At 66.3% G+C, this 21,746-nt stretch carries 25 protein-coding genes and 1 pseudogene; 6 read left to right on the top strand and 20 right to left on the bottom strand.

The window, feature by feature from the left end:
• Nucleotides 1-184: 184 nt before the first annotated feature.
• From KBZ12_RS11730 to KBZ12_RS11715, 4 genes are all read right to left on the bottom strand, one after another.
• A complete protein-coding gene (locus KBZ12_RS11730) occupies nt 185-1,480 on the bottom strand; it encodes a bifunctional o-acetylhomoserine/o-acetylserine sulfhydrylase (RefSeq protein ID WP_254958148.1) in 1,296 nt (431 codons plus the stop codon).
• 37 nt (nt 1,481-1,517) lie between these two features.
• A complete protein-coding gene (locus KBZ12_RS11725) occupies nt 1,518-1,985 on the bottom strand; it encodes a carbonic anhydrase (RefSeq protein WP_254958156.1) in 468 nt (155 codons plus the stop codon).
• Between the two features lie 372 nt (nt 1,986-2,357).
• Nucleotides 2,358-3,290, bottom strand: coding sequence for an L-lactate dehydrogenase (locus tag KBZ12_RS11720; RefSeq protein WP_254958155.1), 933 nt, complete (start codon nt 3,288-3,290; stop codon nt 2,358-2,360).
• Between the two features lie 106 nt (nt 3,291-3,396).
• On the bottom strand, nt 3,397-3,696 hold the full coding sequence (locus tag KBZ12_RS11715; RefSeq protein ID WP_254958146.1) for a hypothetical protein: 300 nt from the start codon (nt 3,694-3,696) through the stop codon (nt 3,397-3,399).
• A gap of 343 nt (nt 3,697-4,039) precedes the next feature.
• Here KBZ12_RS11715 and KBZ12_RS11710 point away from each other — a divergent pair, with 343 nt between their 5' ends.
• Nucleotides 4,040-5,521: a hypothetical protein gene (locus KBZ12_RS11710; protein ID WP_254958145.1), complete on the top strand. Its 1,482-nt coding sequence runs from the start codon at nt 4,040-4,042 to the stop codon at nt 5,519-5,521.
• Nucleotides 5,522-5,754: 233 nt separating this feature from the next.
• Here KBZ12_RS11710 and KBZ12_RS11705 read toward each other — a convergent pair whose 3' ends face one another.
• Nucleotides 5,755-6,198 carry a hypothetical protein gene (locus tag KBZ12_RS11705; RefSeq protein ID WP_254958143.1) on the bottom strand — a complete coding sequence of 148 codons (444 nt, stop codon included), beginning with the start codon at nt 6,196-6,198 and terminating at the stop codon, nt 5,755-5,757.
• Between the two features lie 140 nt (nt 6,199-6,338).
• On the opposite strand from KBZ12_RS11705, the gene KBZ12_RS11700 reads away from it, so the two are divergent.
• Together KBZ12_RS11700 and hemN are read left to right on the top strand one after the other, a co-directional pair.
• Entirely contained in the window at nt 6,339-7,076 is a 738-nt protein-coding gene (locus KBZ12_RS11700; RefSeq protein WP_254958141.1) for a biliverdin-producing heme oxygenase, read from the top strand.
• Between the two features lie 37 nt (nt 7,077-7,113).
• On the top strand, nt 7,114-8,484 hold the full coding sequence (gene hemN, locus KBZ12_RS11695; RefSeq protein WP_254958140.1) for an oxygen-independent coproporphyrinogen III oxidase: 1,371 nt from the start codon (nt 7,114-7,116) through the stop codon (nt 8,482-8,484).
• A gap of 7 nt (nt 8,485-8,491) precedes the next feature.
• Here hemN and KBZ12_RS11690 read toward each other — a convergent pair.
• From KBZ12_RS11690 to KBZ12_RS11675, 4 genes and pseudogenes are all read right to left on the bottom strand, one after another.
• Nucleotides 8,492-9,117 (bottom strand): annotated as a pseudogene (locus KBZ12_RS11690) (SDR family NAD(P)-dependent oxidoreductase).
• A 104-nt stretch (nt 9,118-9,221) separates the two neighbouring features.
• Nucleotides 9,222-9,560, bottom strand: a complete 339-nt coding sequence (locus KBZ12_RS11685; protein ID WP_254958139.1) for a P-II family nitrogen regulator — start codon at nt 9,558-9,560, stop codon at nt 9,222-9,224.
• Nucleotides 9,561-9,574: 14 nt separating this feature from the next.
• Nucleotides 9,575-11,023 (bottom strand): ammonium transporter, encoded by a 1,449-nt coding sequence (locus tag KBZ12_RS11680; RefSeq protein WP_254958138.1) that lies wholly within the window; start codon nt 11,021-11,023, stop codon nt 9,575-9,577.
• Nucleotides 11,024-11,192: 169 nt separating this feature from the next.
• Nucleotides 11,193-11,711 (bottom strand): phycocyanin subunit beta, encoded by a 519-nt coding sequence (locus KBZ12_RS11675; protein ID WP_254958137.1) that lies wholly within the window; start codon nt 11,709-11,711, stop codon nt 11,193-11,195.
• A gap of 120 nt (nt 11,712-11,831) precedes the next feature.
• Between KBZ12_RS11675 and KBZ12_RS11670 the strand changes: the two genes are divergently transcribed.
• From KBZ12_RS11670 to KBZ12_RS11660, 3 genes are read left to right on the top strand one after another with little or no spacing between them, the layout of a single operon-like run.
• Nucleotides 11,832-13,142, top strand: a complete 1,311-nt coding sequence (locus KBZ12_RS11670) for a glutathione S-transferase family protein (protein ID WP_254958136.1) — start codon at nt 11,832-11,834, stop codon at nt 13,140-13,142.
• Nucleotides 13,143-13,154: 12 nt separating this feature from the next.
• Complete coding sequence (locus tag KBZ12_RS11665) at nt 13,155-13,730, top strand: DUF2808 domain-containing protein (protein WP_254958135.1); 576 nt, start codon at nt 13,155-13,157, stop codon at nt 13,728-13,730.
• 46 nt (nt 13,731-13,776) lie between these two features.
• Nucleotides 13,777-14,055, top strand: a complete 279-nt coding sequence (locus KBZ12_RS11660; protein ID WP_254958134.1) for a DUF427 domain-containing protein — start codon at nt 13,777-13,779, stop codon at nt 14,053-14,055.
• A gap of 4 nt (nt 14,056-14,059) precedes the next feature.
• Here the strand turns inward: KBZ12_RS11660 and KBZ12_RS11655 are convergent, their stop codons facing one another.
• The 11 genes from KBZ12_RS11655 to KBZ12_RS11605 all read right to left on the bottom strand — a co-directional run bounded on the left by KBZ12_RS11655 (nt 14,060) and on the right by KBZ12_RS11605 (nt 21,659).
• On the bottom strand, nt 14,060-14,311 hold the full coding sequence (locus tag KBZ12_RS11655) for a hypothetical protein (RefSeq protein WP_315859302.1): 252 nt from the start codon (nt 14,309-14,311) through the stop codon (nt 14,060-14,062).
• Between the two features lie 86 nt (nt 14,312-14,397).
• Nucleotides 14,398-15,531 carry an NAD(P)/FAD-dependent oxidoreductase gene (locus tag KBZ12_RS11650; RefSeq protein WP_254958132.1) on the bottom strand — a complete coding sequence of 378 codons (1,134 nt, stop codon included), beginning with the start codon at nt 15,529-15,531 and terminating at the stop codon, nt 14,398-14,400.
• A gap of 14 nt (nt 15,532-15,545) precedes the next feature.
• Nucleotides 15,546-15,947, bottom strand: coding sequence for a tellurite resistance TerB family protein (locus tag KBZ12_RS11645; protein ID WP_254958131.1), 402 nt, complete (start codon nt 15,945-15,947; stop codon nt 15,546-15,548).
• Nucleotides 15,948-16,056: 109 nt separating this feature from the next.
• The gene (locus KBZ12_RS11640) at nt 16,057-16,323 is read right to left on the bottom strand and encodes a DUF3136 domain-containing protein (RefSeq protein WP_254958129.1); all 267 of its coding nucleotides are present in this window, start codon (nt 16,321-16,323) and stop codon (nt 16,057-16,059) included.
• A gap of 150 nt (nt 16,324-16,473) precedes the next feature.
• Nucleotides 16,474-18,642 carry a glutamine synthetase III gene (locus tag KBZ12_RS11635; RefSeq protein WP_254958128.1) on the bottom strand — a complete coding sequence of 723 codons (2,169 nt, stop codon included), beginning with the start codon at nt 18,640-18,642 and terminating at the stop codon, nt 16,474-16,476.
• Nucleotides 18,643-18,748: 106 nt separating this feature from the next.
• A complete protein-coding gene (locus KBZ12_RS11630) occupies nt 18,749-19,186 on the bottom strand; it encodes a Hepatitis C virus core protein (protein WP_254958126.1) in 438 nt (145 codons plus the stop codon).
• 4 nt (nt 19,187-19,190) lie between these two features.
• Complete coding sequence (locus tag KBZ12_RS11625; RefSeq protein ID WP_254958125.1) at nt 19,191-19,556, bottom strand: hypothetical protein; 366 nt, start codon at nt 19,554-19,556, stop codon at nt 19,191-19,193.
• Between the two features lie 69 nt (nt 19,557-19,625).
• Nucleotides 19,626-20,318, bottom strand: coding sequence for a pirin-like bicupin family protein (locus KBZ12_RS11620; protein WP_254958124.1), 693 nt, complete (start codon nt 20,316-20,318; stop codon nt 19,626-19,628).
• A gap of 13 nt (nt 20,319-20,331) precedes the next feature.
• Nucleotides 20,332-20,850, bottom strand: a complete 519-nt coding sequence (locus KBZ12_RS11615) for an NADPH-dependent FMN reductase (protein ID WP_254958123.1) — start codon at nt 20,848-20,850, stop codon at nt 20,332-20,334.
• A gap of 1 nt (nt 20,851) precedes the next feature.
• Nucleotides 20,852-21,427, bottom strand: a complete 576-nt coding sequence (locus KBZ12_RS11610) for a hypothetical protein (RefSeq protein ID WP_254958122.1) — start codon at nt 21,425-21,427, stop codon at nt 20,852-20,854.
• Complete coding sequence (locus KBZ12_RS11605; RefSeq protein WP_254958121.1) at nt 21,336-21,659, bottom strand: hypothetical protein; 324 nt, start codon at nt 21,657-21,659, stop codon at nt 21,336-21,338. The genes KBZ12_RS11610 and KBZ12_RS11605 overlap by 92 nt, the downstream gene beginning before the upstream one ends.
• Nucleotides 21,660-21,746 lie beyond the last annotated feature (87 nt).

Raw genomic sequence — 21,746 nt, 5'->3', positions numbered from 1 at the left:
CTTGACGCCTGGGGTCGATCAGAAGATCCCGGCTCCATGGCAGAGGACCGGGCCAGGGTGGCTCACTTTTCGCTGTCGCCTCCCCCTGCCATGGCAGGGGGAGGCCCCGGGGTAACCCGCCTACGTAATTGACGCGACCCGCCTACGTAGTTGACACCGGGCAGCCGGCAGGTTCCGGCAGGTTTCAGTGCTGCCTCGTCGCCCTGAAGCCCCGCTCCAGATCGGTGAGGAGATCTTCCAGGGTTTCCAGGCCGACCGACAGCCTCACCAGACCGGGAGTGACACCGGTTTGTGCCAACTGCTGCTCGTTCAGCTGGCTGTGGGTGGTGCTCGCCGGATGGATGATCAGGCTGCGCACGTCGCCCACGTTGGCGAGGTGGCTGAACAGTTCGGTGGCCTCCACGAAGCGCTTGCCCGCCTCCAGACCACCGGGAAGCTCGAACGAGACGATCGCCCCCTGGCCCCGGGGCAGATAGCGCCTGGCCTGCTGGTGCCAGGGGCTGCTGGCAAGCCCCGGATACACCACCCGCGCCACGTCCTGGCGGGCCTCCAGCCACTGGGCCACCGCCAGGGCGTTGCTGGAGTGCCGCTCGATTCGTAGCGAAAGGGTTTCAAGACCCTGCAGAAACAGGAAGGAGTTGAAAGGGGTCACAGCTGGGCCGAGGTCCCGCAGCAGCGTGACCCGAGCCCGCAGGATGTAGCGGGCAGGGTGCAGGGCCTCCGGAAGCTGGCTGAACACCAGGCCGTGGTAGCTGGGATCTGGCGTGGTGAATTGGGGGAATCGCCCACTGGCTTCGTAGTCGAAGCGTCCCCCATCCACGATCACCCCGCCGATCGCCGTGCCATGGCCACCGATGAACTTGGTGGCCGAGTGGATCACGATGTCAGCGCCATGCTCGAGGGGGCGAAGCAGGTAGGGCGTGGCGAGGGTGTTGTCGATCACCAGTGGAATCCCGTTGGCATGGGCCACTTCGGCGACAGCCTCAAAGTTGAACACGTCGCCCTTGGGATTGCCGATGCTCTCCCCGAAGAAGGCCTTGGTGTTCGGTCGGATCTGACGTCGCCAGGCTTCGCTGTCATCCGGATCGTCAACGAAGCTCACCTCGATGCCGAGCTTCGGCAAGGTGTAGGCGAACAGGTTGTAGGTGCCGCCGTAGAGGGAGGTGCTGGCGACGATGTGGCCGCCGTGTTCGGCCAGATTCAGCAGGGCGAGCGTTTCGGGCGCCTGGCCGCTGGCGGTGGCCAGGGACGCCACGCCCCCCTCCAGATCCGCCACCCTCGCCTCGAAGGCCGCCTGGGTGGGGTTCATGATCCGCGTATAGATGTTGCCGAGTTCCCGCAGCCCAAAGAGGTTGGCGGCGTGGTCGGTGTCGCGGAAGACGTAGCTGGTGGTCTGATAGATGGGTACCGCCCGGGCGCCGGTGGTGGGGTCCGGTGCTGTGCCGGCATGGATCTGACGGGTGGCGAAACCTTGGGTCATGAAGGGAACTCGGTTGATGGGGCAGACGGTCGATGCGTCATCGGGGGGCCCCGATGGCGGAGGCGGCCGGCACCTCGCGCAGCTCGCCGGTTTCCACCTGATAGACGAAGCCGTGGATGGGGATCCGGCCGGGCACCAGGGGGTGCTCACGGATCCGTCTGACGTCCTCCACCACGCTGCGATCCAGGTCCTCGATCGTGAGCCAGTCGATGTCCCCGGCGGCCTTCGATCCTGGACCGGGCCCCACGTCCTCAAAGCCGCTGGGGCCGAGCACGGCGGTTTCCAGACTGCGGGACAGGAGGTCCGAGATCGTTTCCCCGCTGAACAACTCCATGCCGCAGTTGGTGTGGTGAATCACGAACCATTCGTTGGTTCCGAGGAGTTTGTGGGAAATCACCAGGGAACGAATCGCATCATCACTGGCTCTACCCCCCGCATTGCGAATCACGTGCGCATCCCCCTCCCGAAGTCCAGCGAACCTGGAAGGCAACAAACGTGCATCCATGCAGGTGAGCAGCGCCAGCTTCCGAGCCGGTGGAAGTGGCAGTGATCCTTTGTCTCCAAAGCTGGAAGCATACCCAATATTGGCTTCCAGAATTGCGGTGCGTTCGCCCATGGTTGGCTTCAAGAGCAATGGATCAATTCTCTTTCAGGGACCAGGGCTGATGAGTCGTCCAAGAAACACCCTGCAGGACAAATCGACGCTGAGGCAGGTGCTTTGCAATGGACAAAAGAAAGGGAGAAAGGATGAGATCCTCCCTCCCCTTTTGCCCAACCCTTCTCTTATCGAGAACCCCACCAGAGTGCACGAGTCCGCGGGACTGCCGCGTTGTCCTGACCACATGGTCGCTGAGCTGCGACTACACCTCGCACCCCCTCAGAACCCCGCTTCGTCGAGCATCCCCCGCAGCACCTCAGCGCTGTTCACCAGTTGTGCCATTTCCCGCTCGGTCAGGGCCATCTGCACCAGGGCGGCGGCGCCGCTGTCGTTGACGATCGTGGGCAGGCTGAGGCAGACATCGGGCAGGCCGTAGTGGCCGTGGCTGCGGCTGCTCACGGTGAGCATCTGGTCCTTGCTGCGCAGCACCGCCTCCACGATCTCGGCGGTGGCCAGCCCGATTGCCCAGGAGGTGCTGCCCTTGAGCCGGATGATCTCGTAGGCCGCCCGGCGCACCTCGCCATGGAACAGCTCCTGAAGTTCCGGGTCCGCCAGGGTGCGGCTGCCTTCCCAGCCGCCATCGACAAGGCCCGAGCCAGCCACCGTCACCCGGCTCCAGAGCGGCACCTCCGAATCGCCGTGTTCGCCGATCACCCAGGCCTGGACGTCGTGGGGATCGATCCCCAGCCGGCGACTGATGGCCATGCGGAAGCGGGCCGAATCGAGCACGGTGCCCGATCCGATCACCCGGTGGGCGGGGAAGCCGCTCAGCTGGCCGGCGATGTGGGTGAGCACATCCACCGGGTTGCTCACCACCAGCAGCACCGCCCGGGGGCAGTGGAGTGCGATCGGTGGCACGAGCTTGCGGAACAGGGCGGCATTGTGCTCGATCAGCTCCCGCCGCGACTGGCCCGGCTGCTGGGCCACCCCGGCGGTGATCACCACCAGGTCGGCATCCCGTCCCTCCTCTTCCACGCTCCCGGCCCGCAGATCGGTGCGGGGCAGAAACGGCAGGCCATGGCAGAGGTCCATCACCTCCCCCTCCAGCCGGTCATGGGCCACATCCACCAGCACCAGCTCCTCCTGGCAGCCCCGATGCAGGATTGCCACGGCGCAGGCCATGCCCACGGCGCCGCAACCCACGATCACCACCTTGCGGCCGGGGAGGGTGCGCCCCCGCGCCTGGGCGCCGGTGGGAAGCAGCAGGTTGCAGAAAGGGGCGGCTGCGGCTGAGGCGTCGCCGACGGCCGGGGTGAGATCAGGCACCGGGAGCACCGATCAGAGCATCGAGCTGCAGCAGCGCCAGCAGCTCCTGGATCTGGGCGGCCCGGCCCGGTGGCAGGGAAAGCTCGTTGCCCAGGGTGGTGAGGAAGATGGCCTCTTCCGGCTTCACCACTCGATCGCACAACACCAGCTGAACGGCCAGGCCGTAGGCCACCTCCTGCTGGTCGCTGGTGAGCACTGGTAGGGCCTGGCGGATCAGTTCCTGCCAGTGGTCACGGCGGAAGAGATGCAGCAGAGCCTCGATGAGCTCGCCGAAGGCCTCGGCGGGGGTCATGGCTGTCCTCGATCCTTTGCATTCATTGCAGCTGTTCTGTGTGAATCAGGAAGCCAGCGCGAAACAAACCTTGGCAAATTCGTTAGTGGGGGCTCCCGCCTCCTAGCAACATTTTTCCCATCTGACAGTCAAGGAAGTCCTTCTGTCAAGCGGCCTGGGACACACCCCTTGGCGATGCAGGATGCGAGACCATGGCGATGGTAGCGGCGCAGCCTTCTAGGGGTAGCCGTGCCCATCTGGACGCTGCGGTGACGCCGGAAGGGGTCAATTTCTGTGTGTATTCCAAGTTCGCCCCCCACCCCCGCTACAGCTCCCGGTCCGATCCGCTTGGGCCCCGCGAGGCATGCCGCGATCTGGTGGCCATCAAGGCAAGCACAACGATGCCAACGGCGAGCAGCATCACGATGCTGCCGACGACAAGGCCGGCTGGAGCTATGGGGTGGAAGGCCCCAGCCATGAGTCCCAGATAGCAAAGCGGCCCGTCCACTCCCTTGCCGAGGCGGGGATCCATTGGAGCGTCTTGCGACGGCTGATCGCCTCCATGGCGAGCCTGGCCTTAGCTTCAGGAGTGACATTGCTGCTGATGCCACTGCCCATGCCGAGAGCACTGGTGGTCACTAAATCCATGGCCTATTCGCTGGTGGTGGCCTCCGCCGGCGCATTTTTAAAGAATCACACCCCCAACTATGGGTGGTGCAGGAGCATCCCAGACCTCCGGTCTCTGCTGTTGAAAACCCATGCTGAACTCGCCTTTCAGACTGTTACCTCAGTCATGCGTCCATCTCTACACATCGAGAAGGCGCTTGGACATGCTTGTGGAGAAGCATGCTTGCATCTCTACTATGACTTGGCTTACTTCTCGGCATTGCTTTTTGGTGTTCTGTTGTTATCGAGATACCTTTTCCGTATCCTTGAAGCGCCATCGCAACTCCCGCATCAGCAGCGCTGGGCGCGATGGATCCTGTTCATTTTACCCATCTACATCATTCTGTTCTCGGGCGGGTCATTTGTCGACGCTTTATACCCAGCTTCGATCATAGGCCTGCTTGCATTGATTCACTTGGGTGGCGGCAAACCTGTCACCCTTCCGGTTGGCATTTCCGTTGGCCTGCTTGCAATTTTCTTCGCATTCAATGCGGATATGTCAAGGCCCTATGCTCCCTACGCCCTGGCATTCATTCTTTTGTCATCGCTGCTGAATAGAAAATTGCTGGTGTCTCTGGGGTTGCTGCTTGGGCTCCTTCTGGCCTCCCCTTACCACATCAATCAGCATCGCTTGATTAATACATTCATGCTAACGAATTACACGGGTTGCAATCTTGCAGAGGTCTTTGTGCATGCACCCAACATCAAAGGCGGTATTGATATGTCGGTGCACAGTGGAATCGAGGTGGCTGAGTATTGCAAAGAAAATCAGCATATTATCAAGAGCTATATCCTGTCCAACCCATTGAGCGCCATGGGAGACATTCTGGAGCCCCAGCGTCTGGCAAGGATTGTTTTTCCGGCACCCTTTTCGCCATGGAAGTACATCCAGCTACCCAGCCCAGCAGCAGGGCTTGAGGAGGCCCTGCAATGGCTCATGTGGGGAGCTCTTTGCATTTTTCTCTACTACCCACTGGTGCGCATGATTCTTGCCAATATCTGGAAAAGCGTAAGTCAAAGAGCCTTGCTATTCTCGGCGTTGGCCTGCTTCGCGCCTCTCCTCTTTACGCTTGTGGGAAATGGCGGACAGGAGGCTGGCCGTCTCAGCTTGGCCTATATTCTGCCTTTGGCATTCTTTTACTCTTGCTTGCAATCACAACAAGCTCTCGATAGCCGTTAGTGTGGTTTCAACTATAGGCGGAGACTTCGGCTGTCTCTGTCTTGCTCTCCAGCTCCTCGTTACGAACTGCAGGCGGACTGACACCAACGCAGGCAAGGGGACGCCAGCGATTTTGATTGGCATGAGATCCTTCGTTGATAAGGACACGCTTTTACTCTTGATCTGGCCCTGCTGCAGCTGAGGCGCCTGGCCGATCAGGCGCTGGATCGACGGAAGCCAACCTTTTGCAGGCCCTACCCAGGGGCTGGCCCTCCCCAGGGCCTCCTGGAGCCACTGCTGCTGGCCGTGTTGCTGGCAGGGGCCAGGGGCGGCAGTCGGCCTGCCCGTTCCTGAAGCCAGGTTGTCGGCACGGCGAGGGTTCCGGTGCAGCCGCCGAAGCGCAGCTGCAGCCAGGTGATCACCGCCGCTTCGCCGGCCACAATCACCTCGATGGGCTTCTCGCTTGGGCGGCGCTCGTCGCCTTTCCCTGCAGGGTGGCTGAAGGCCGGCCTCAGACAGAGCTCCTCCACCAGATCCGGCCCCAGGTACCAGAGCTCCACGGCCGCTCCCTTGCACTGCCGGCGTTCCTCAATCAGTTCACGCAGCTGGCCGTCCTCGCTGAGCTGGCCCAGCGGAGCCACGAGAAAGGACAGGGAGCGCGTGGGCTCGGTGGCCGAGGCCGGGGGGGTGGCGGACATGGCGGCGTGTGTGGTGGGGGGTGGCGGATGCGGCGGTTGCAACGAAATTGTTGCCACAGAACCACGGAACAATAGTATCGTTATGGCTTAGGCATCAGCGCCCTGCGCGAACCCACGTTTTCTCTCTGGCACCGATCCCCATGACCACAGCCATCCCCACAAGCATCCCCACAGCGATCCCCGAAGCCATCTCCGATCACGCCAGGCCCGCTGATGTGCTGGCGCGCAGAGCTTTTGGCCCCCGAGTGCGTCGGCTTCACGCCCGCATCGGTGCCGCCCACCACCAGGCCGAGGGCATGACCTTCTCCCGATCCCTGCTGGAGGGCCACGCCAGCCCCAGGCAGCTGGCGGCCCTGATCCGTGCCCTCGCCCCCGCCTACGAACTGATCGAGGAGCAGGGCCCCGAGCTGGCCGCCGCCCTGGGGGCGAAGGCCTTTCCCTGGACGGTCCTGGCTCGCCGCCAGGCCCTGCGGCAGGACGTCGCCATGCTGGCTGCCATCCCGGCCACACCGGCCTCTGACGCAGCCCACGACTGGCTGGAGCAGCTGCGCGACCTGGCCCGCCAGGCGCCACACCGCTTGATGGCCCACGTCTATGTGCGCTACGGCGGCGATCTCTCCGGCGGCCAGCAACTGGGCGAGAAGGCCCAGGCCATTCTCTCGAGTCAGGGGCTGCCCAGCCTGCGGTTCTGGAGGTTCCAGCGCCCCATCCCTGAGCTGAAGCAGGCGCTGCACGACGCCTTCGAACAGCTTGATCTCAGCGAGGTGGAAGAGGAGGAGCTGCTGGAGGAAGCGGTGGTCGCCTTCCGCGCCACCCAGCGGCTGCTGGCGGAACTGGCCGCTCTGGAGACGCCCGCGCCTGCCAGCTCCGAGGCCTGATCACCCCGACCGTTCCGCTCCACCCTCCCTGCCTCCCATGACCCCAGCGGCCACCGCTTCAGCGCCCGGCGCCACGACGATCGATCTGCTGCTCAAGCACGACCGGCCCGTACCCCGCTACACCAGCTACCCCACGGCCGCGGCCTTCCACGGGGGCGTCACGGCGGCCGACCTCGAGACCCAGCTGGCCCGCCGCACGGACGAGCCGCTGTCGCTGTATGTGCATGTGCCCTTCTGCCGCAACGCCTGCTGGTTCTGCGGCTGCAACCGTGTCACCACAGGGGCCGGTTCCAAGGTGGTGGGCCCCTACCTGGAGGCCCTGGCCGCTGAACTGGAGCTGATCTCGCGCCACTCCGCCCAGCGGCGCCGCCTGGCCCAGCTCCACTGGGGCGGCGGCACCCCCAACTATCTGACGATCCCCGAGCGCGAGAGCCTCTGGCGGTTGATCGAACGTCACTTCGACCTGGAGGAGGACCTGGAGGCCTCCATCGAGGTCAATCCGGAGGCCCTCAGCCGGGAGGACGTGGTCGCCCTGCGCCGGCTTGGCTTCACGCGGATCAGCTTCGGCATCCAGGATGCCGACCCCCTGGTGCAGCAGGCGGTGAACCGGGTGGTGCCGGTGGAGCAGCTGCGCCGGTCCATGGCCTGGATGCGGCAGGCGGGCTTCGACAGCGTCAACGTCGATCTGATCTGCGGTCTGCCGCTCCAGACCCCGGAGCGGTTCGACGCCACCCTGGCCCTGGTGCAGGACCTGCGCCCCGATCGGGTGTCCCTGTTCTCCTTCGCCTACCTCCCCGACCAGCTGCCCCTGCAGCGCAAGATCGCGCCGCAGGATCTGCCTACCCAGCGGCAGCGGCTGCAGATGCTGGACGGTGCCGCCTCCCGGCTGGGCGGGTGCGGCTACGACGCCATCGGCATGGATCACTACGCCCTCTCCGGCGACAGCCTGGCCGTGGCGGCGCGGCAGGGGTGCCTGCACCGCAACTTCCAAGGCTACACCACCGGCGGGGAGCTGGAGTTGCTGGGGGTGGGCCCCACGGCCATCAGCCAGTTCCCCGGCCTGTTCAGCCAGAACCAGCGGGATCTGAAGGCCTATGGGGCCAGCCTCGCCGCCGGGCAGCTGCCGGTGGAGCGGGGGCTGCTGGTCACCGACCCGGGGGTGCTGGAGCGGCGGGAACTGATCCGGGAGGTGATGTGCCATTTCCGGGTGGCGATCGACCCTGGGCGCTACAGCCGTGAATGGGCCGATCTGACGCTCCTCGCCGCTGACGGCCTGGTGCGGCTCAGCCAGGCCGATGGCCAGGGCCTGGTCGAGGTGACAGCCTCGGGGCGCTGGCTGATTCGCACCGTGGCCGCCGTTTTCGATCCCTCCCAGCGCCGGGCGGCCTCCGGATCACGGCTGATCTGAGCCGGCCTCAGGGTTCCAGCACGCAGTTGATCTTGAGCTCGAAGGGCACGGCGCTGGCGGGCAGCCGCAGCAGCTGGGCCGCCAGGGCGGCCAGATCCTCGGGCTGGGTCATGGCGCCGGCGGGAAGGGCCGTCACCTGGGAGGCCATGGCGGTGTTGACCCAGCCCGGGCAGATCGCCGTCACCCCGATGCCGGCATCCCAGCCCTTGTTGCGCATCGACTGGCAGAGGGCCATCAGGGCGAACTTGCTGCAGGGGTAGGCCGCCAGGGGGCCCTTCACCCGCTGGCCGCTCATCGACACCAGGGCCGCCACGGACCCATCAGATTCACCCGCCATAGCGCTTCGATCTCCTGCTCCTGACCGGCCTTGAACAGCAGTCCCACCCGGGAGAACACCCCTGCGCAGAGGATCAGTCCGTCGATGGCGCCGAAATGGGCCAGGGTCGCCGCCACCCAGGTGCTGGCCTGGCTGGAGTCGCGGGCGTCGTAGGGATGGAGCAGCACCCGCTCGGGGCTCTTGCGGGCGGCCTCCAGCAGCGGACCTGCCGGCAGCCTGGCGGGATCCCGCACCCCCAGGCTGAGCCGATGCCCCTCGGCCAGGGCCCGTTCGGCGATGGCGCGGCCCTGTTCCATGGCCGGGATGTGCTCGACAGGTCTGTCAGCGGGCCACCCATAAAAAAGAGCTGACCGTCACGGTCAGCTCAGGGTGGTGGGCCCCTGAAGGCGGGAGCGAGTGGTCAGAGCGTCACTTCGCCGGTCTCCCCGGTGCGGATCCGGATCACCGTTTCCACCGGGGTGACGAAGAGCTTGCCGTCTCCGATTTCACCGGTATGGGCCGCTTCGGTGATGGCGGCGATCGCCGCATCGACCTTTTCATCGGTGACGACGATCTCGATCCTCGCCTTGGGAAGGAACTCGACGGTGAACTCGGTTCCCCGGTAGCGCTCGACCTGGCCCTTCTGGCGACCGAATCCGCGGGAGTCGGTGACCGTCATGCCGATGATGTCTAGGGCGACGAGGGCTGTCTTGATGGCATCCACCTTGGAGGGGCGGACCATGGCCGTGATCATTTTCATGGAAGGTTTGGTCGTCAGTTGGTCATTGGATCGTAAGCCTCTTCGCCGTGAGCCACGAAGTCGAGACCGCGCTCTTCATCTTCGGCACTGACCCGGAGAGGCATCAGGGCGCCGAGGACCCAGAGAATAATGGCTGTGCCAAGGGCCACGAAGCCATAGGTGACGAGTGTGGCCTTGAGCTGGGCAATGAAGAGGCCGAAATTACCTGACTCCTCCATGATCTTCGCCGAGAGCGGGAAGTAATCCCCAGGAACCAGAGCTTTCGAGGCGAGGATGCCGGTGAGCAAGGCTCCCACGGTTCCGCCCACCCCATGGACCATGAAGGTGTCGAGGGAATCATCAAACTGGATGGCCGCTTTGATCCTCACGGCGACGAAACAGGCGACTGCCGTCAGGATGCCGATCAGGATGGATTGCTCCATGTAGACGAAGCCAGCGGCGGGGGTGATGCCCACCAGACCCGCCACGGCACCGGTGGCCGCACCGACGGCGGTTGGTTTGCCGTCCTTGAGCCATTCAATCAAACACCAGGTGAGCAGGCCGGCAGAGGCTGACGTGGTGGTGGTGAGGAAGGGGAAGCCGGCGGTTTTGGAGGCGAACATGCTGGCGCCGTTGAAGCCGAACCAGCCGAACCAGAGCAGGCCAGCACCCAGGAGGATGAAGGGCACGTTGTGGGGCGGGCGCTTGCTGTTGGGCCAGGTGGTGCGGGGGCCGATGATCGCGGCCGCGACGAGTGCCGCCACACCGGAGGCGATGTGGACCACCGTGCCGCCGGCGAAATCAATGGCTCCGATCGATCCGAAGGGTCCGATGAAGCCCCCACCCCAGACCATCTTGGCCATGGGGGAGTAGATCAGCAGGCTCCAGATCAGACAGAACCAGAACCAGGCCTTGAAGCTGATCCGCTCGACCAGGGCCCCGGAAATCAGCGCCGGGGTGATGATCGCGAACATGCCCTGGAAGAGGGCGAACGACGTGGCGCTGATCGGGAATCCCGGGGCCAGTGCCTTGTCTCCGAGTTCGCCCCCTACGCCATGCAGGAACATCGACCCGAGGCCGCCGATGAAGGGACTGCCGAAGCCAGCATCAAAGGCGAGGCTGTAGCCAACCACCACCCAGAGAACACCGATGAGCCCCATCAGGAAGAAGCTCATCATCATGCAGTTCAACACGTTCTTGGAACGGGTGAAGCCGCCGTAGAAGAAGGCCAGGCCTGGGGTCATCAGCAGCACCATGGCCGAGCCCACCAGCATCAGCAGGGTGTCGGCGCCATCGGTGGGTGCCGCAGCCAGAGCAGCCTTGGCCGAACCCGCCAGCAGCGGGACGATGCCGGCGCCCAGGGCCAACAGGCAGAACGCGGCGCTCCGCAACTGGGGGTCCTGGAGGCGGGCCAGAGCCAGGGAACGGAAGCGGTCAAAGGTGGCCTCTGCGGACCGACCTCGACCTGTGGAAGACAGTGTCATAGGGGTGAGGAAGGAACTATGAAAAGTTCATAGGATTACCATCCACTTCAGGGGTCCATTGCTGTGTAGCCAAACGAACAAAGCCTCCGGTTGGCCTGCGATCGGTCAAAAAAAAGGCCGGGCACTGGGCCCGGCCTGGATGGGTCGGCTGACCCGACGCCTCTGCCGTTCAGGCGACGGCGGCGGCGGCGCGATCGAAGTAGGTCCCCACTTCGGACATCAGGGCGGCGCAGTCCCCCTGGGTGATGCCGTTGCGATCGCTGGCGATGGCGATGGCGGCGTCCTTCATCTTGCGGATGCCTTCGGACACCGAAGCGCCGGGGACGCCGAGGGCCAGGTAGGTCTCGCGCAGGCCGTTGAGGCAGCGGTCCTCGAGCACGGAGGCATCACCCGTGAAGATCGCGTAGGTGATGTAGCGCAGCACGATCTCCATGTCGCGCAGGCAGGCGGCCATGCGGCGGTGGGTGTAGGCGTTGCCGCCGGGGGCGATCAGGGCGGGTTGCTGGTCGAACAGATCGCGGGCGGCGTTGGTGACGATCTTGGAGGCGTTGGAGGTGATGCGGTTGACGGTGTCCATCCGCTTGTTGCTCTCGGCCACCATGGCTCCCAGGGCATCGATCTGACCGGGGCTGAGGAATTCGCCGCGGGCGTCGGCTTGGGCGACGAGCTTGGTGAAGGCGTCGAACATGGGGGTGGCTGGGGAATTTGGGTGCCCCAACCTTAGGTTCGTCGTCCGTGAGGGTGCGAGTCCCGGCATGGTTTTTTCCCCATCGCAGCTGTCTAGGCTGAACTCCCGTTTCGCCCTTCCATGGCCGGCTCCGCCACCGTGCTGTTCGAGCCGCTGAACTGGAAGGAGCTGGCCTCGGAGGCGGCGCCGGCGCTGGCGACGCCCGCCTTCACGGATCCGGCCTCAGGGCCCACCAACCCCCAGGCCCTGTGCCGTCCGTTCGGCCGTCCCGAAGGAGAGATCCGGGTGACGCTGTACCGGGATCACCACGCCTGGTGCCCCTACTGCCAGAAGGTCTGGCTGTGGCTGGAGGAGCGGCGGGTTCCGTACCGGACCCGCAAGGTGACGATGTACTGCTACGGGCAGAAGGAACCCTGGTACACCGAGCTGGTGCGGGGCGGCATGTTGCCGGCGCTCGAGCTGGACGGCCGGCTGATCACCGAAAGCGACCGCATTCTTGAAGCCCTGGAGGCCGCCTTCGGCCCGCTTGGCCAGGGCATGAACGCCCGGGAGGTGCTTCCCCTGCGCCAGCTCGAACGACAGTTGTTCCGGGCCTGGTGCCAGTGGCTCTGCGTCCCGAGTCGTGGGGCTGCTGAAGAGGCCAGGGGCCAGCAGGGTTTCGATCGTTTCGCGGAACGCTTCGCCAGCGCCCTGATCGCCAACCCCGGACCGTTTCTGCTGGGGGACCTGGGCACGGCGGATCTGGTCTTCGTGCCCTACCTGGAACGAATGAATGCCAGCCTGGCTTATTACAAGGGTGACCTGCTGAGGGAGCGGTTCCCGGCCATTGATCGCTGGTTCCACGCCCTTGAGCAGCGATCCACCTATCTGGGCACCCAGAGCGACTTCCACACCCACGCCCACGATCTGCCCCCCCAGATGGGGGGCTGCCATGCCAGTGGCACGGCGGAACAGAGGGATCTGGCGCAGCGGATCGATGCCGGCCCCTGGCCGGTGGTGGCTTCGCCCTGGTCCGACCCCGAAACCAGCCAGAGCGAGCCCCCGGATGCGGCCGGGGTGGCCCTGGCCAGGGTGCTGCGTCACCGGGACACCCTGATGGCACGTAATCCCCTCGGCCGGGACGGGCTGGACCGGCCGTTGCGCTGTGCGCTCACCCTGCTGATCAAGGGCCGGGAGTGCCCGCCGCCGGCTGGATCGGCCAAGGGGCTGCGCTACTTGCGCGATCGCATCAGCGTGCCGAGGGACATGCCCCTGCATGCCGCCCGTCGGCTGCGCCGCGCCCTGGAGACCACCGCCTGCCTGGATCCTGCCGATCCAGGCGCCCAGGGGGACGCGATTTCGGTCCAGCATCGCCGCGACCAGGATCCGGCCCCTTTCCTGGTCGGGTGCGCCCCTCCCCGCCCGGGCGTCCCTCTAGCGTTGGATCCGTAGCTGGAGGTGGCCATGGCCCATCCTTCGTGGCCCAGGCCCCCGGCAAGGAATGCCGCCCTCCTGCCGCTGGCGGCGCTCTCGCTGCTGCTGGCCAGCGCGGTGCCCGTCGCCCGAGCCCTGGAGCTGGGAGGCCGCACCGCGTTCGTGCGGGCCCCCTGGAAGGTGACCCTCACCAGCTACACCACCAACGTGGGCCAATCCCCGGCGGAGTACTTCTTCACCCTCAGCCTCGATGAGCTGGCGGGTGCCTCCCTCGGCGGCCTGACCATCCAGCAGACCCGCGGTGCCGACTGGCAGTTTCCCTTTTCCGTCGAGCGGACCAGGGCCTTCCTGGGAGTCCCCCGCCGCGAGGGGCGCCCGATCCCTGTGCAGACAAGCTTCGACCCTGGCGCCCGGCGCTTCACCTTGAATTTCCCCGAGCCCGTTCCCCCCGGGGCGACCGTCACCGTGTCGCTGCGGCCCTGGTTCAACCCCAACCAGGCCGACACCTACCTGTTCCAGGTGACAGCCAGTCCGGCCGGCCCGGACCCTGTGGCCAGCCCGGTGGGTGTGGGCACCCTGCGGATCTACCAGCCCAACGACTGGTAAGCCTGGCGAGGGACGCCAGAATGAATCCACTTCGACGGCATCAACGATGCAGGCCAGCTGGAATGGAACGGTGATCGCCAGCAGCGACGACATCGTGACGGTGGAAGGCAATGCCTATTTCCCGGCGGAGTCGCTGGACGCCGCCTGCATCAGGCCCTCCAGCCACCGCTCCTTCTGCGGCTGGAAGGGGGAAGCCCTCTACTACGACCTGGTGGTGGATGGCAAGGAGAACCCCAATGCCGTCTGGTACTATCCGGAGCCGAAAGAGGCCGCCAGCAACATCCGGGGCCGGGTGGCGTTCTGGAAAGGCGTGACGGTGGGCTGAGCCCTCAGGTGCCCGGGTAGCGCAGGGTGCGCCATTCACCGCTGAGGGTGCTCACCTCCACCCCGATGCCCACGGGTCCCTGCACGGGGCCGAATTCTTCCTGCCACCAGTGGAGCGCCTCACTCCAGGCCGCATCCAGGGAGTCGTAGAGGTCGTCGAGGATGGGATGGGGGTCACCCTGCTGATCCACCAGCCGGTAGGTGCGGCAGGAGTTGGAACTGCTGCGCTGACGGGTCTGAGGAAAGGAGATCGCCACGTCTTGCCTCGTATACAGAGCTGGCATTCTGCCCCCTGTGCCAGATCGGAACTGTCACCTTCACAACATCTTTCAGTGTTGCCCCGCTATAGGGGCCCGGCGGGATCCCGGGTCGGCGGGCGCTTCCGCCCCGTGCGATGGCTCACCTGGCGGCTGCGCTCCTGGTAGCGGTGCACCACCGGAAGCCTCTCCTCCTGGTACCGCTGCAGGGCCAGCTCGGGGCTGGCGGCGACGCGAGGGGCGAGCCAGGCGGCCAGGGCCACCGCATCCTCCAGTCCCGCCGTCATCCCCCGGGCCTGGGAGGAGCTCATGGCATGGGCAGCGTCGCCGATCAGGGCCACCCGCCCGGCAACGAACGCCGGCAGGGGATCAATGTCGTAGGACCAGTTCGCGATCACCTCTTCCGCAGGCGTGGCGCTGATGATCGCGGCCGCGTCAGCGGGCAGCTTGGCCAGGGCGGTGGCCGGCACCCCCTCCGCCAGCAGCCTCTGCCGGGTGTCGCGGTCATCGGGGAGTTCCTCCTCCTGGAAGAAGCCCCAGTGGGTGCGCCCGTTGCCGTCCCCATCGGGACCCAGATCGAAGAAGTTGGCGTAGATGCCCCGGCCGCGGGCGTAGACGAAGAAATCCCCGCCTGCGCAGAAGCTCTCGTCCGTCACCACCCCACGCCAGACCCGGTCGCCGAGGTACTGCAGGCGCCGGTCGGGGCGCAGCAGGGAGGCCACCCTGGAGAAGATCCCGTCGGCCCCGATCAGCAGATCACCCGTCCATGGAGGGCCCTCGGCGAACCTCACTTCCACGCCCTCGTTCGTCTGGCTCCAGCTGACGAGGGAGCGACCGCCCTGGAAGCAGGCTTGGTCGAGCTGGCGCCAGAGGGCGTCAAGGATGGCGCTGCGGTGAATCAGCAGCGATGGCAGGTCGCCTGCCTCCCGTTCGGCCGGGCTGGCTTCGATCAGATCGCCCCTCAGGTTGCGAAAGACGAACCGCTGAACCGGATGGCCGCCGGCCAGCAGGTCGTCGAGAAGGCCGGGGATGGCGGCCGCCGCCACCGCCTCGACGCCGCTCCTCACCAGCAGGATCCCGCAGCCTTCGGTGCGCAGCCGTGGTGAACGTTCGAACAGGGTGACCCTGTGGCCCTGGCGCTGCAGGATCACCGAGAGCAGCAGGCCGGAGCTGCCGGCCCCCACCACGGCGATGCGAAGCCCGGCGGGGGCGGAACTCATGCGCTCACGGCGGGCTACAGGATGCTGGCATGGAGGACGTCCATCACTTCCAGGACCTTGGTGGTTTCCTCTGGATCCAGGCGCAGGGTGGTGGCCAGGTCGGCGAGGATCTTCTGCTCCTGGTCCTGCAGGGGGCCGTCGGAGCGCATGATCTCCGCCGCCACGGCGTAGGCCGTGTGGCGCTGGCGGTCATCGAGCACCGCGGCCGCTTCCTCCATCAGCCCGATCGACCCCTTGGCCCTCAGGCCCTGAAGCAGGGTGTCCATCAGGGTGATCATGTCCTTGTCACTGCGACCCTTGAAGGGGGCGCGGTAGTCAAGGGCGTGGCGCAGGGCCCGTGTGCCCGCCATGGTGAGAGCGCCATCCCAGGAGACGGCCGCGAGTGCGACCGCGGCGAAGGCCGTTGGTGCGTCCATGGATCGCGTCAAAAGCAAGGAACACCCGTCATCGTTCTCTCCAGGGGTGCCTGTCAGTGGCCGATGTGACCAAATCCACGAAAGACACCCCGGCGGCGCCCTTTGGGCCTCAGCGCCTGGCCGCCGCAGCCCCGCCGCTGCCGCCCTCCCGGCACAGTTTCAGATAGAGGGCATCGGGTTCCTGGTAGCGGGCCGGGCGGCTGTCGTGCAGGCGGGCCAGCTGCTGCCAGCACACGGTCCGCTGCACGTTCTTGAGGCTCTTCCCTTCCCGCACCAGCATGCGCATGGCCCGGCAGTAGGAGCCGTAGCGATCCTCCAGATCCCGGAGTTCGGGGGATCCGTCGGCGGCGGGGAGCTGGTCGGCTGGAGGGATCATCCAATGACTCCAGCACCTTCCGCCACGGGTCGACTGTGCCAAAGGGAACCAAGCGCGCAGAACGTGAGGTCCGTCCCGCCGGGAGGCCCAAAAAAAGAGGGCCCCGAAGGGCCCTTCTGGCTGCGGACTGTGGGGGCGGAACGGGGGCGTTCAGCGGATGAACAGCATCTCCTGGTAGGAGGGCAGGGGCCACAGGTTGTCGTCCACCAGGGCCTCGAGACCATCCACCGCCTCCCGCAGCTCGTGCATCAGCGGCATCAGGGTGTCGGCCGAGTAGCGCATGTGGGCGATGGTGCCATGGGGGGCGTTGCTGATGGCGCTCTCGAGGGCACTGCTCAGTTCCATCAGTTTGGCGCTGAGGGAGGCGACCTTGTGCTGGGTTTCCGAGGACACCTGGAGGCCCATGGCGGTCTGCAGCTGCAGGGAACTGGCCAGCTCACCCAGGTAGCGCATGGCGGCTGGGTAGATCTGGGTCTGGGCGATCTGCACGGCCAGCTTGGCCTCCACGTCGATGGCGAGCACGTACTGCTCGGCGTAGACCTCGAAGCGGCTTTCCAGTTCCAGGGGCGTGAGCACACCCTGCTGGGCAAACAGGTCGCGGACCTCAGGCCGCTGCAGCACCGGCAGGGAATCGGCGGTGGTGGGCAGGTTTTCCAGGCCCCGCTCCTCCACGGCGATGCGGTGCCACTCGCTGGAATAGCCGTCGCCACCGAAGACCACGTTGCCGTGGTCGGTCATGATCTGTTTCAGCACGGAGAAGGCGGCACCCGGGAGGCTTTCGCCGGCGGCCATCTTCTGCTCCAGCTGGTCGCTCATGTAGGCGAGCGAATCGGCCAGGATCGTGTTCATCGCCACCAGGGGGCCGGCCACCGACTGGTTGGAGCCGACGGCCCGGAACTCGAAACGGTTGCCGGTGAAGGCGAAGGGGGAGGTGCGGTTGCGGTCGCCGGGATCCTTGGGGAATTCCGGCAGGGTGTCGACGCCGAGCTGCATGACGCCGGCATGGCTGGAGCCCTTCAGGTCCCCTTCCTTGATCTGGCGGAAGACGTCTTCGAGCTGGCTGCCCAGGTAGACGGAGATGATCGCCGGAGGGGCCTCGTTGGCGCCGAGACGGTGATCGTTGCCGGCGGTGGCCACCACGGCCCGCATCAGGGGGCCGAACTTGTGCACCCCGCGGATGACCGCGCCGCAGAACAGCAGGAACTGCATGTTCTCGTGGGGGGTGCTGCCCGGATCCAGCAGGTTGCCCTGGGTGGGGTTGCCCACCGACCAGTTGACGTGCTTACCGGAGCCGTTGATGCCCTCGAAGGGCTTCTCGTGGAGCAGGCAGTTCATGCCGTGGCGGCGTGCCGTGCTCTTGAGGATGGTCATCGTGAGCTGCTGGTGGTCGGTGGCCACGTTGGCCGCCTCGAAGAACGGGGCGATCTCGAACTGGCCCGGTGCCACCTCGTTGTGGCGGGTCTTGGCGGGGATGCCCAGTTTGTACATCTGGCGTTCCACGTCCTGCATGAACACTTGCACCCGTTGGGGGATGGCGCCGAAGTAGTGGTCGTCGAACTGCTGACCCTTGGCGGAGGACTTGCCGAACAGGGTGCGGCCGGCCAGGAGCAGGTCGGGACGCAGGGGCACGTAGGCGCTGTCGACCAGGAAGTACTCCTGCTCGGCGCCGCAGCTGGAGTTGACCGGGGCCACCTCGGTTTCCCCGAGCAGCCGCAGCAGGCGCTGGGCCTGCTTGTTCATGGCGGCGTTGGAGCGCAGCAGGGGGGTCTTCTTGTCGAGGGCCTCGCCGGTCCAGGAGATGAAGACGGTGGGGACGCATAGGGTGAGACCGTTGGGGGTCTCCATCAGGAAGGCCGGGCTGGTGATGTCCCAAGCGGTGTAGCCGCGGGCCTCGAAGGTGGTGCGGATGCCGCCGCTGGGGAACGAGGAGCCGTCGGGTTCGCCCTGCACCAGCACCTTGCCGGTGAACTCGGTGATCACCGAGCCATCACCCTGGACCGAGATGAAGCCGTCGTGCTTCTCGGCGGTGGCGTTGGTGAGCGGGTAGAAGACGTGGGCGTAATAGAGGGCGCCGCGGCCGGTGGCCCATTCCTTCATCGCCTGGGCCACCACGTTGGCCACCGAGACGTCGAGCTTGCCGTTCTCCTTAATGGTGCGCTGCACCGACTTGAAGATGTCCTTGGGCAGGGCCGCCTTCATCTTGGCCAGGCTGAACACGTCACTGCCCCAGAGCTCATCCAGCGACTCGATGGGGGGGGTCACCACCGGAGGACGCTGGTGAATGGCCTGAATGGCAGCGAAGCGTTGGGGGCTGGGCATTGGAAACAGCTTGGGTCGGCTGGGGGGTATCCAATCCTTGTGTCCTGCCCCATGGGTGGTGCCGTTGATACAGAACGGCAGGTTGGCCGGAGGCCTGCGGCGGCCCTCAGCGCAGGTAGGAGCGGATTCCAGGCCGGCACCAGAACACCAGCGCCGCCAGGGTCAGACCCCAGGCCAGGGGGGCGCCCACCGCCAGCAGGAGCCGTTCTTCACCCATCAGGGCCAGCCGCACGATGCCGTAGGCCATCTCGATCGCCAGATCGATCGACAGCGCCACGATCGCCAGCACCTGACCCCAGAGGCGCCACTTCAGCAGGGCGACGCAGGCGACCACGCCCAGGGCCACAGCCGGCAGCACGGCACTTGCATAGACGACCACATTGGCCGTCCTCCAGACGCTGGTGAGCAGGATCGTCGCCAGGCCCAGCGGCAGGACCAGCAGGTTGGCCACCAGGCCGAGCCAGGCGAGCACGCGGTAGCCGCGCGGAGGCTGGAGTTCCGCCAGGGCGGCCGGGGTCGACAGGAGGGTCTGCATCGCGGCCATTGTCTCAGTTGCGGTCGGGCAGGGCGCCGTCCCGGTCGGATCGAAACACCAGGTCAAGGTCCGGCATCACCTGGCCCGCGATCGACACCAGCGTCTCAAACAGCTGCTTGGTGTGGGGCGCCCCGGCCCCCATGGCCTCTCGGCTCATCAGCACCAGCTCCAGCACGGGACCGTCCGCCTTGGCCTGCACGTCGGCGATCAGCTGCAGCCGCAGCGTCTCGTGCTCCCCCCGCACCATGGCGCTGAGGTGGGCGGGAGAGCGATGCGCCACGTTGGCGTGGAAGCGCTGGATCAGGGGATCGAGCCGACCGATCAGTTCGGGTGGCGGAAGGGGCTGTCGGGGCCGGAAGAGGAGCAGAAAACGGGCCATGATGTCCGACTGTTCCCCCCATCCTGGGTCCGGCGGGTGGTGTACACCACCGCCTCCGGCCAGCTCCGCTCAGCGCAGCTCGAACAGCAGCAGATCAGCCCCATCGGCGCTGGCCTCGAAGCGCTCGGTTGGGGCCGCCGGGAAGCCGAGGCCATCGCCCCGCTGCAGTGGCCTCCCGAAGGCCGTGCCCTGGCCATCGATCAGCTGCAGCCAGCCGCTGGCACCAGGGGCGATGGCCAGCTCCAGCTGCACCCCTGCCGCCGGTCGTGCTCGCCAGAGGCGCACCGGTCGGTTGATGGCCAGGGCGCCCTGCCGTTCGTCCGGATCCAGCAGCGGGGTCCAGCCTGGGCGGATCTGGAACGGCTCCTGGCGATAGGCGGGGGCATGGCCCTCGTGGCTGGGTTCGATCCAGATCTGCAGCAGACGGCAGGGGTGTTCACCCTGGTTCATTTCGCTGTGGACCACGCCGGTGCCGGCGCTCATCGCCTGCACCTCACCGGCCCGGAGCACCTTGCTGTGGCCCATGGAGTCGCGATGGTTGAGCTGGCCCTCCACCATCACCGTGACGATCTCCATGTCCCGGTGCGGATGCATGCCGAAGCCCCGGCCGGCGGCAATGGTGTCGTCGTTGATCACCCGCAGTGGCCCGAAGCCCATCCAGGCGGGATCGTGGTGGTGGGAGAAGGAGAAGCTGTGCCAGCTGTCCAGCCAGTCGAGCTGGCTGTGGAACCGCTCACCGGCAGGTCGGAAGACGAGGGTCATGGGGTGGGGGTCGTCAGGGTTGGATCAGGTCCATCCGCTGGAGGCGGTGCACGATGTCGTCAATGCTGCTGTCCTTGGCGGGGTTCTGGCGGCTGCAGGAGAGCTGGCGACCGACCACATGGGCCCCGAGGTGGGCCAGCTGGATGCGCAGCACGGCCAGCACCTCCACCCCGGGGCCGCCCGAATGGGTGGCAATCGCCATCGGCCGGCCGTTGAACAGGCTGCGGAAATTCTCCCCCTGGACCGAAAGCCAGGCGATGGCGCTGGTCAGCACCGGGGGCAGTGAGCCGTTGTATTCGGGGGCGCAGATCACCCAGCGGGGGGCGGCCCCGAGGGTCTCGCTGAGCGAGCCCACCGCGGCGGGGAGGCCGGCTTCGGCGTGGGTGCGGGGGTTGTAGAGCGGCAGGGACAGGGTGGTGAGGTCGAGCACCTCCGCCCCCATGCCGCGGGCGCGAGCCGCGACGGCAAAGCGTTCAGCGAGTGCCAGGTTCTCACCGCTGCTGGCACTCAGCACCAGAAGATCGGGGGGCATGTCAAGCGGGTTCCAGGAAGGGGGAGTCGGTGTAGCCGGCTGGGCCGGTGGTGTAGTACGTGGCTGGATCGGGATCCTGCAGGGGGGCGCCGCGGCGGAACCGCTCGGGCAGGTCGGGGTTGGCCAGGAAGGCGTTGCCGAAGGCCACCGCATTGAGCTGGCCGGTGGCAATGGCGCCGTTGGCTTCCTCGGCGCTGTAGCCCATGTTGCCCACCAGAACCCCGCGGAAGCCCGTCCGGATCGGGGTGAGCACGTCGCCGTGCTGCTGGCCGAGGAAGTCCCCCCGCATCACGTGCAGGTTGTCCAGCTCGGTTCCATTCAGCCGTTCCGCCAGCCAGCTGGACAGTCCAATCGGGTCGTTGTCCAGTATGGCGTTGGAGCTGTTCAACGAAGAGATCCGCAGGCCCACCAGGGGGGATTCGTTCTGCACGGCCTCCAGCGCTTCCAGCAGCCGCCAGAACCCGGCCACGATCGCCGGCTGTTCGTCATCGGCCAGCTCCCGTGGCACGACGTAGGGCTGTTTCCCTTCGGGGGTGTGCACCTCGTCGCCGGTGATGGCGATCGGGCTGGGTGCCACCGGCGGCGTGCACCGCCTCGGTGGTGAGCCGCCAGCCCGCCACCTGGGCCGCTGAATGGATGCCGGGCTCGTGCCAGAAGGCGGAGTTTCCCTCCATCACCATGGTGGCTTCGGCGATCAGCAGCCCCGGGACGTGGCCAGGTTCGGCGCAAGCGCGGGTGAGGGGAGCCATCAGCACCCGGTTGGGCAGCTCCAGCGGACCGACCGTCAGGGGGGTGAACAGGTCGTTCATCGTGCGGAGATCGGCAGGGGGGAGTGGGGATGCCCTGGACCGGAAGGGATCGTTAAGGTCATGGGGCGACTCTGGCGGACGTGCACG

This window comes from Cyanobium sp. Cruz CV13-4-11 (assembly GCF_024346055.1).
In the GTDB taxonomy this organism is placed as follows: domain Bacteria; phylum Cyanobacteriota; class Cyanobacteriia; order PCC-6307; family Cyanobiaceae; genus Cyanobium.
This window is presented reverse-complemented; position numbering and strand designations above follow the sequence as displayed.

Excerpts from the sequence above, each read along its gene's own strand:
- KBZ12_RS11725 (WP_254958156.1), bottom strand. The coding sequence starts at position 1,985 with ATGGATGCACGTTTGTTGCCTTCCAGGTTCGCTGGACTTCGGGAGGGG.
- KBZ12_RS11675 (WP_254958137.1), bottom strand. The coding sequence starts at position 11,711 with ATGTTCGACGCCTTCACCAAGCTCGTCGCCCAAGCCGACGCCCGCGGC.
- KBZ12_RS11680 (WP_254958138.1), bottom strand. The coding sequence starts at position 11,023 with ATGACACTGTCTTCCACAGGTCGAGGTCGGTCCGCAGAGGCCACCTTT.
- KBZ12_RS11605 (WP_254958121.1), bottom strand. The coding sequence starts at position 21,659 with ATGAACGACCTGTTCACCCCCCTGACGGTCGGTCCGCTGGAGCTGCCC.
- KBZ12_RS11710 (WP_254958145.1), top strand. The coding sequence starts at position 4,040 with ATGCCGCGATCTGGTGGCCATCAAGGCAAGCACAACGATGCCAACGGC.
- KBZ12_RS11615 (WP_254958123.1), bottom strand. The coding sequence starts at position 20,850 with ATGCCCCCCGATCTTCTGGTGCTGAGTGCCAGCAGCGGTGAGAACCTG.
- KBZ12_RS11660 (WP_254958134.1), top strand. The coding sequence starts at position 13,777 with ATGCAGGCCAGCTGGAATGGAACGGTGATCGCCAGCAGCGACGACATC.
- KBZ12_RS11640 (WP_254958129.1), bottom strand. The coding sequence starts at position 16,323 with ATGATCCCTCCAGCCGACCAGCTCCCCGCCGCCGACGGATCCCCCGAA.
- KBZ12_RS11715 (WP_254958146.1), bottom strand. The coding sequence starts at position 3,696 with ATGACCCCCGCCGAGGCCTTCGGCGAGCTCATCGAGGCTCTGCTGCAT.
- KBZ12_RS11630 (WP_254958126.1), bottom strand. The coding sequence starts at position 19,186 with ATGGCCGCGATGCAGACCCTCCTGTCGACCCCGGCCGCCCTGGCGGAA.
- KBZ12_RS11635 (WP_254958128.1), bottom strand. The coding sequence starts at position 18,642 with ATGCCCAGCCCCCAACGCTTCGCTGCCATTCAGGCCATTCACCAGCGT.
- KBZ12_RS11665 (WP_254958135.1), top strand. The coding sequence starts at position 13,155 with ATGGCCCATCCTTCGTGGCCCAGGCCCCCGGCAAGGAATGCCGCCCTC.
- KBZ12_RS11705 (WP_254958143.1), bottom strand. The coding sequence starts at position 6,198 with ATGTCCGCCACCCCCCCGGCCTCGGCCACCGAGCCCACGCGCTCCCTG.
- KBZ12_RS11670 (WP_254958136.1), top strand. The coding sequence starts at position 11,832 with ATGGCCGGCTCCGCCACCGTGCTGTTCGAGCCGCTGAACTGGAAGGAG.
- KBZ12_RS11645 (WP_254958131.1), bottom strand. The coding sequence starts at position 15,947 with ATGGACGCACCAACGGCCTTCGCCGCGGTCGCACTCGCGGCCGTCTCC.
- hemN (WP_254958140.1), top strand. The coding sequence starts at position 7,114 with ATGACCCCAGCGGCCACCGCTTCAGCGCCCGGCGCCACGACGATCGAT.
- KBZ12_RS11650 (WP_254958132.1), bottom strand. The coding sequence starts at position 15,531 with ATGAGTTCCGCCCCCGCCGGGCTTCGCATCGCCGTGGTGGGGGCCGGC.
- KBZ12_RS11700 (WP_254958141.1), top strand. The coding sequence starts at position 6,339 with ATGACCACAGCCATCCCCACAAGCATCCCCACAGCGATCCCCGAAGCC.
- KBZ12_RS11730 (WP_254958148.1), bottom strand. The coding sequence starts at position 1,480 with ATGACCCAAGGTTTCGCCACCCGTCAGATCCATGCCGGCACAGCACCG.
- KBZ12_RS11620 (WP_254958124.1), bottom strand. The coding sequence starts at position 20,318 with ATGACCCTCGTCTTCCGACCTGCCGGTGAGCGGTTCCACAGCCAGCTC.
- KBZ12_RS11685 (WP_254958139.1), bottom strand. The coding sequence starts at position 9,560 with ATGAAAATGATCACGGCCATGGTCCGCCCCTCCAAGGTGGATGCCATC.
- KBZ12_RS11625 (WP_254958125.1), bottom strand. The coding sequence starts at position 19,556 with ATGGCCCGTTTTCTGCTCCTCTTCCGGCCCCGACAGCCCCTTCCGCCA.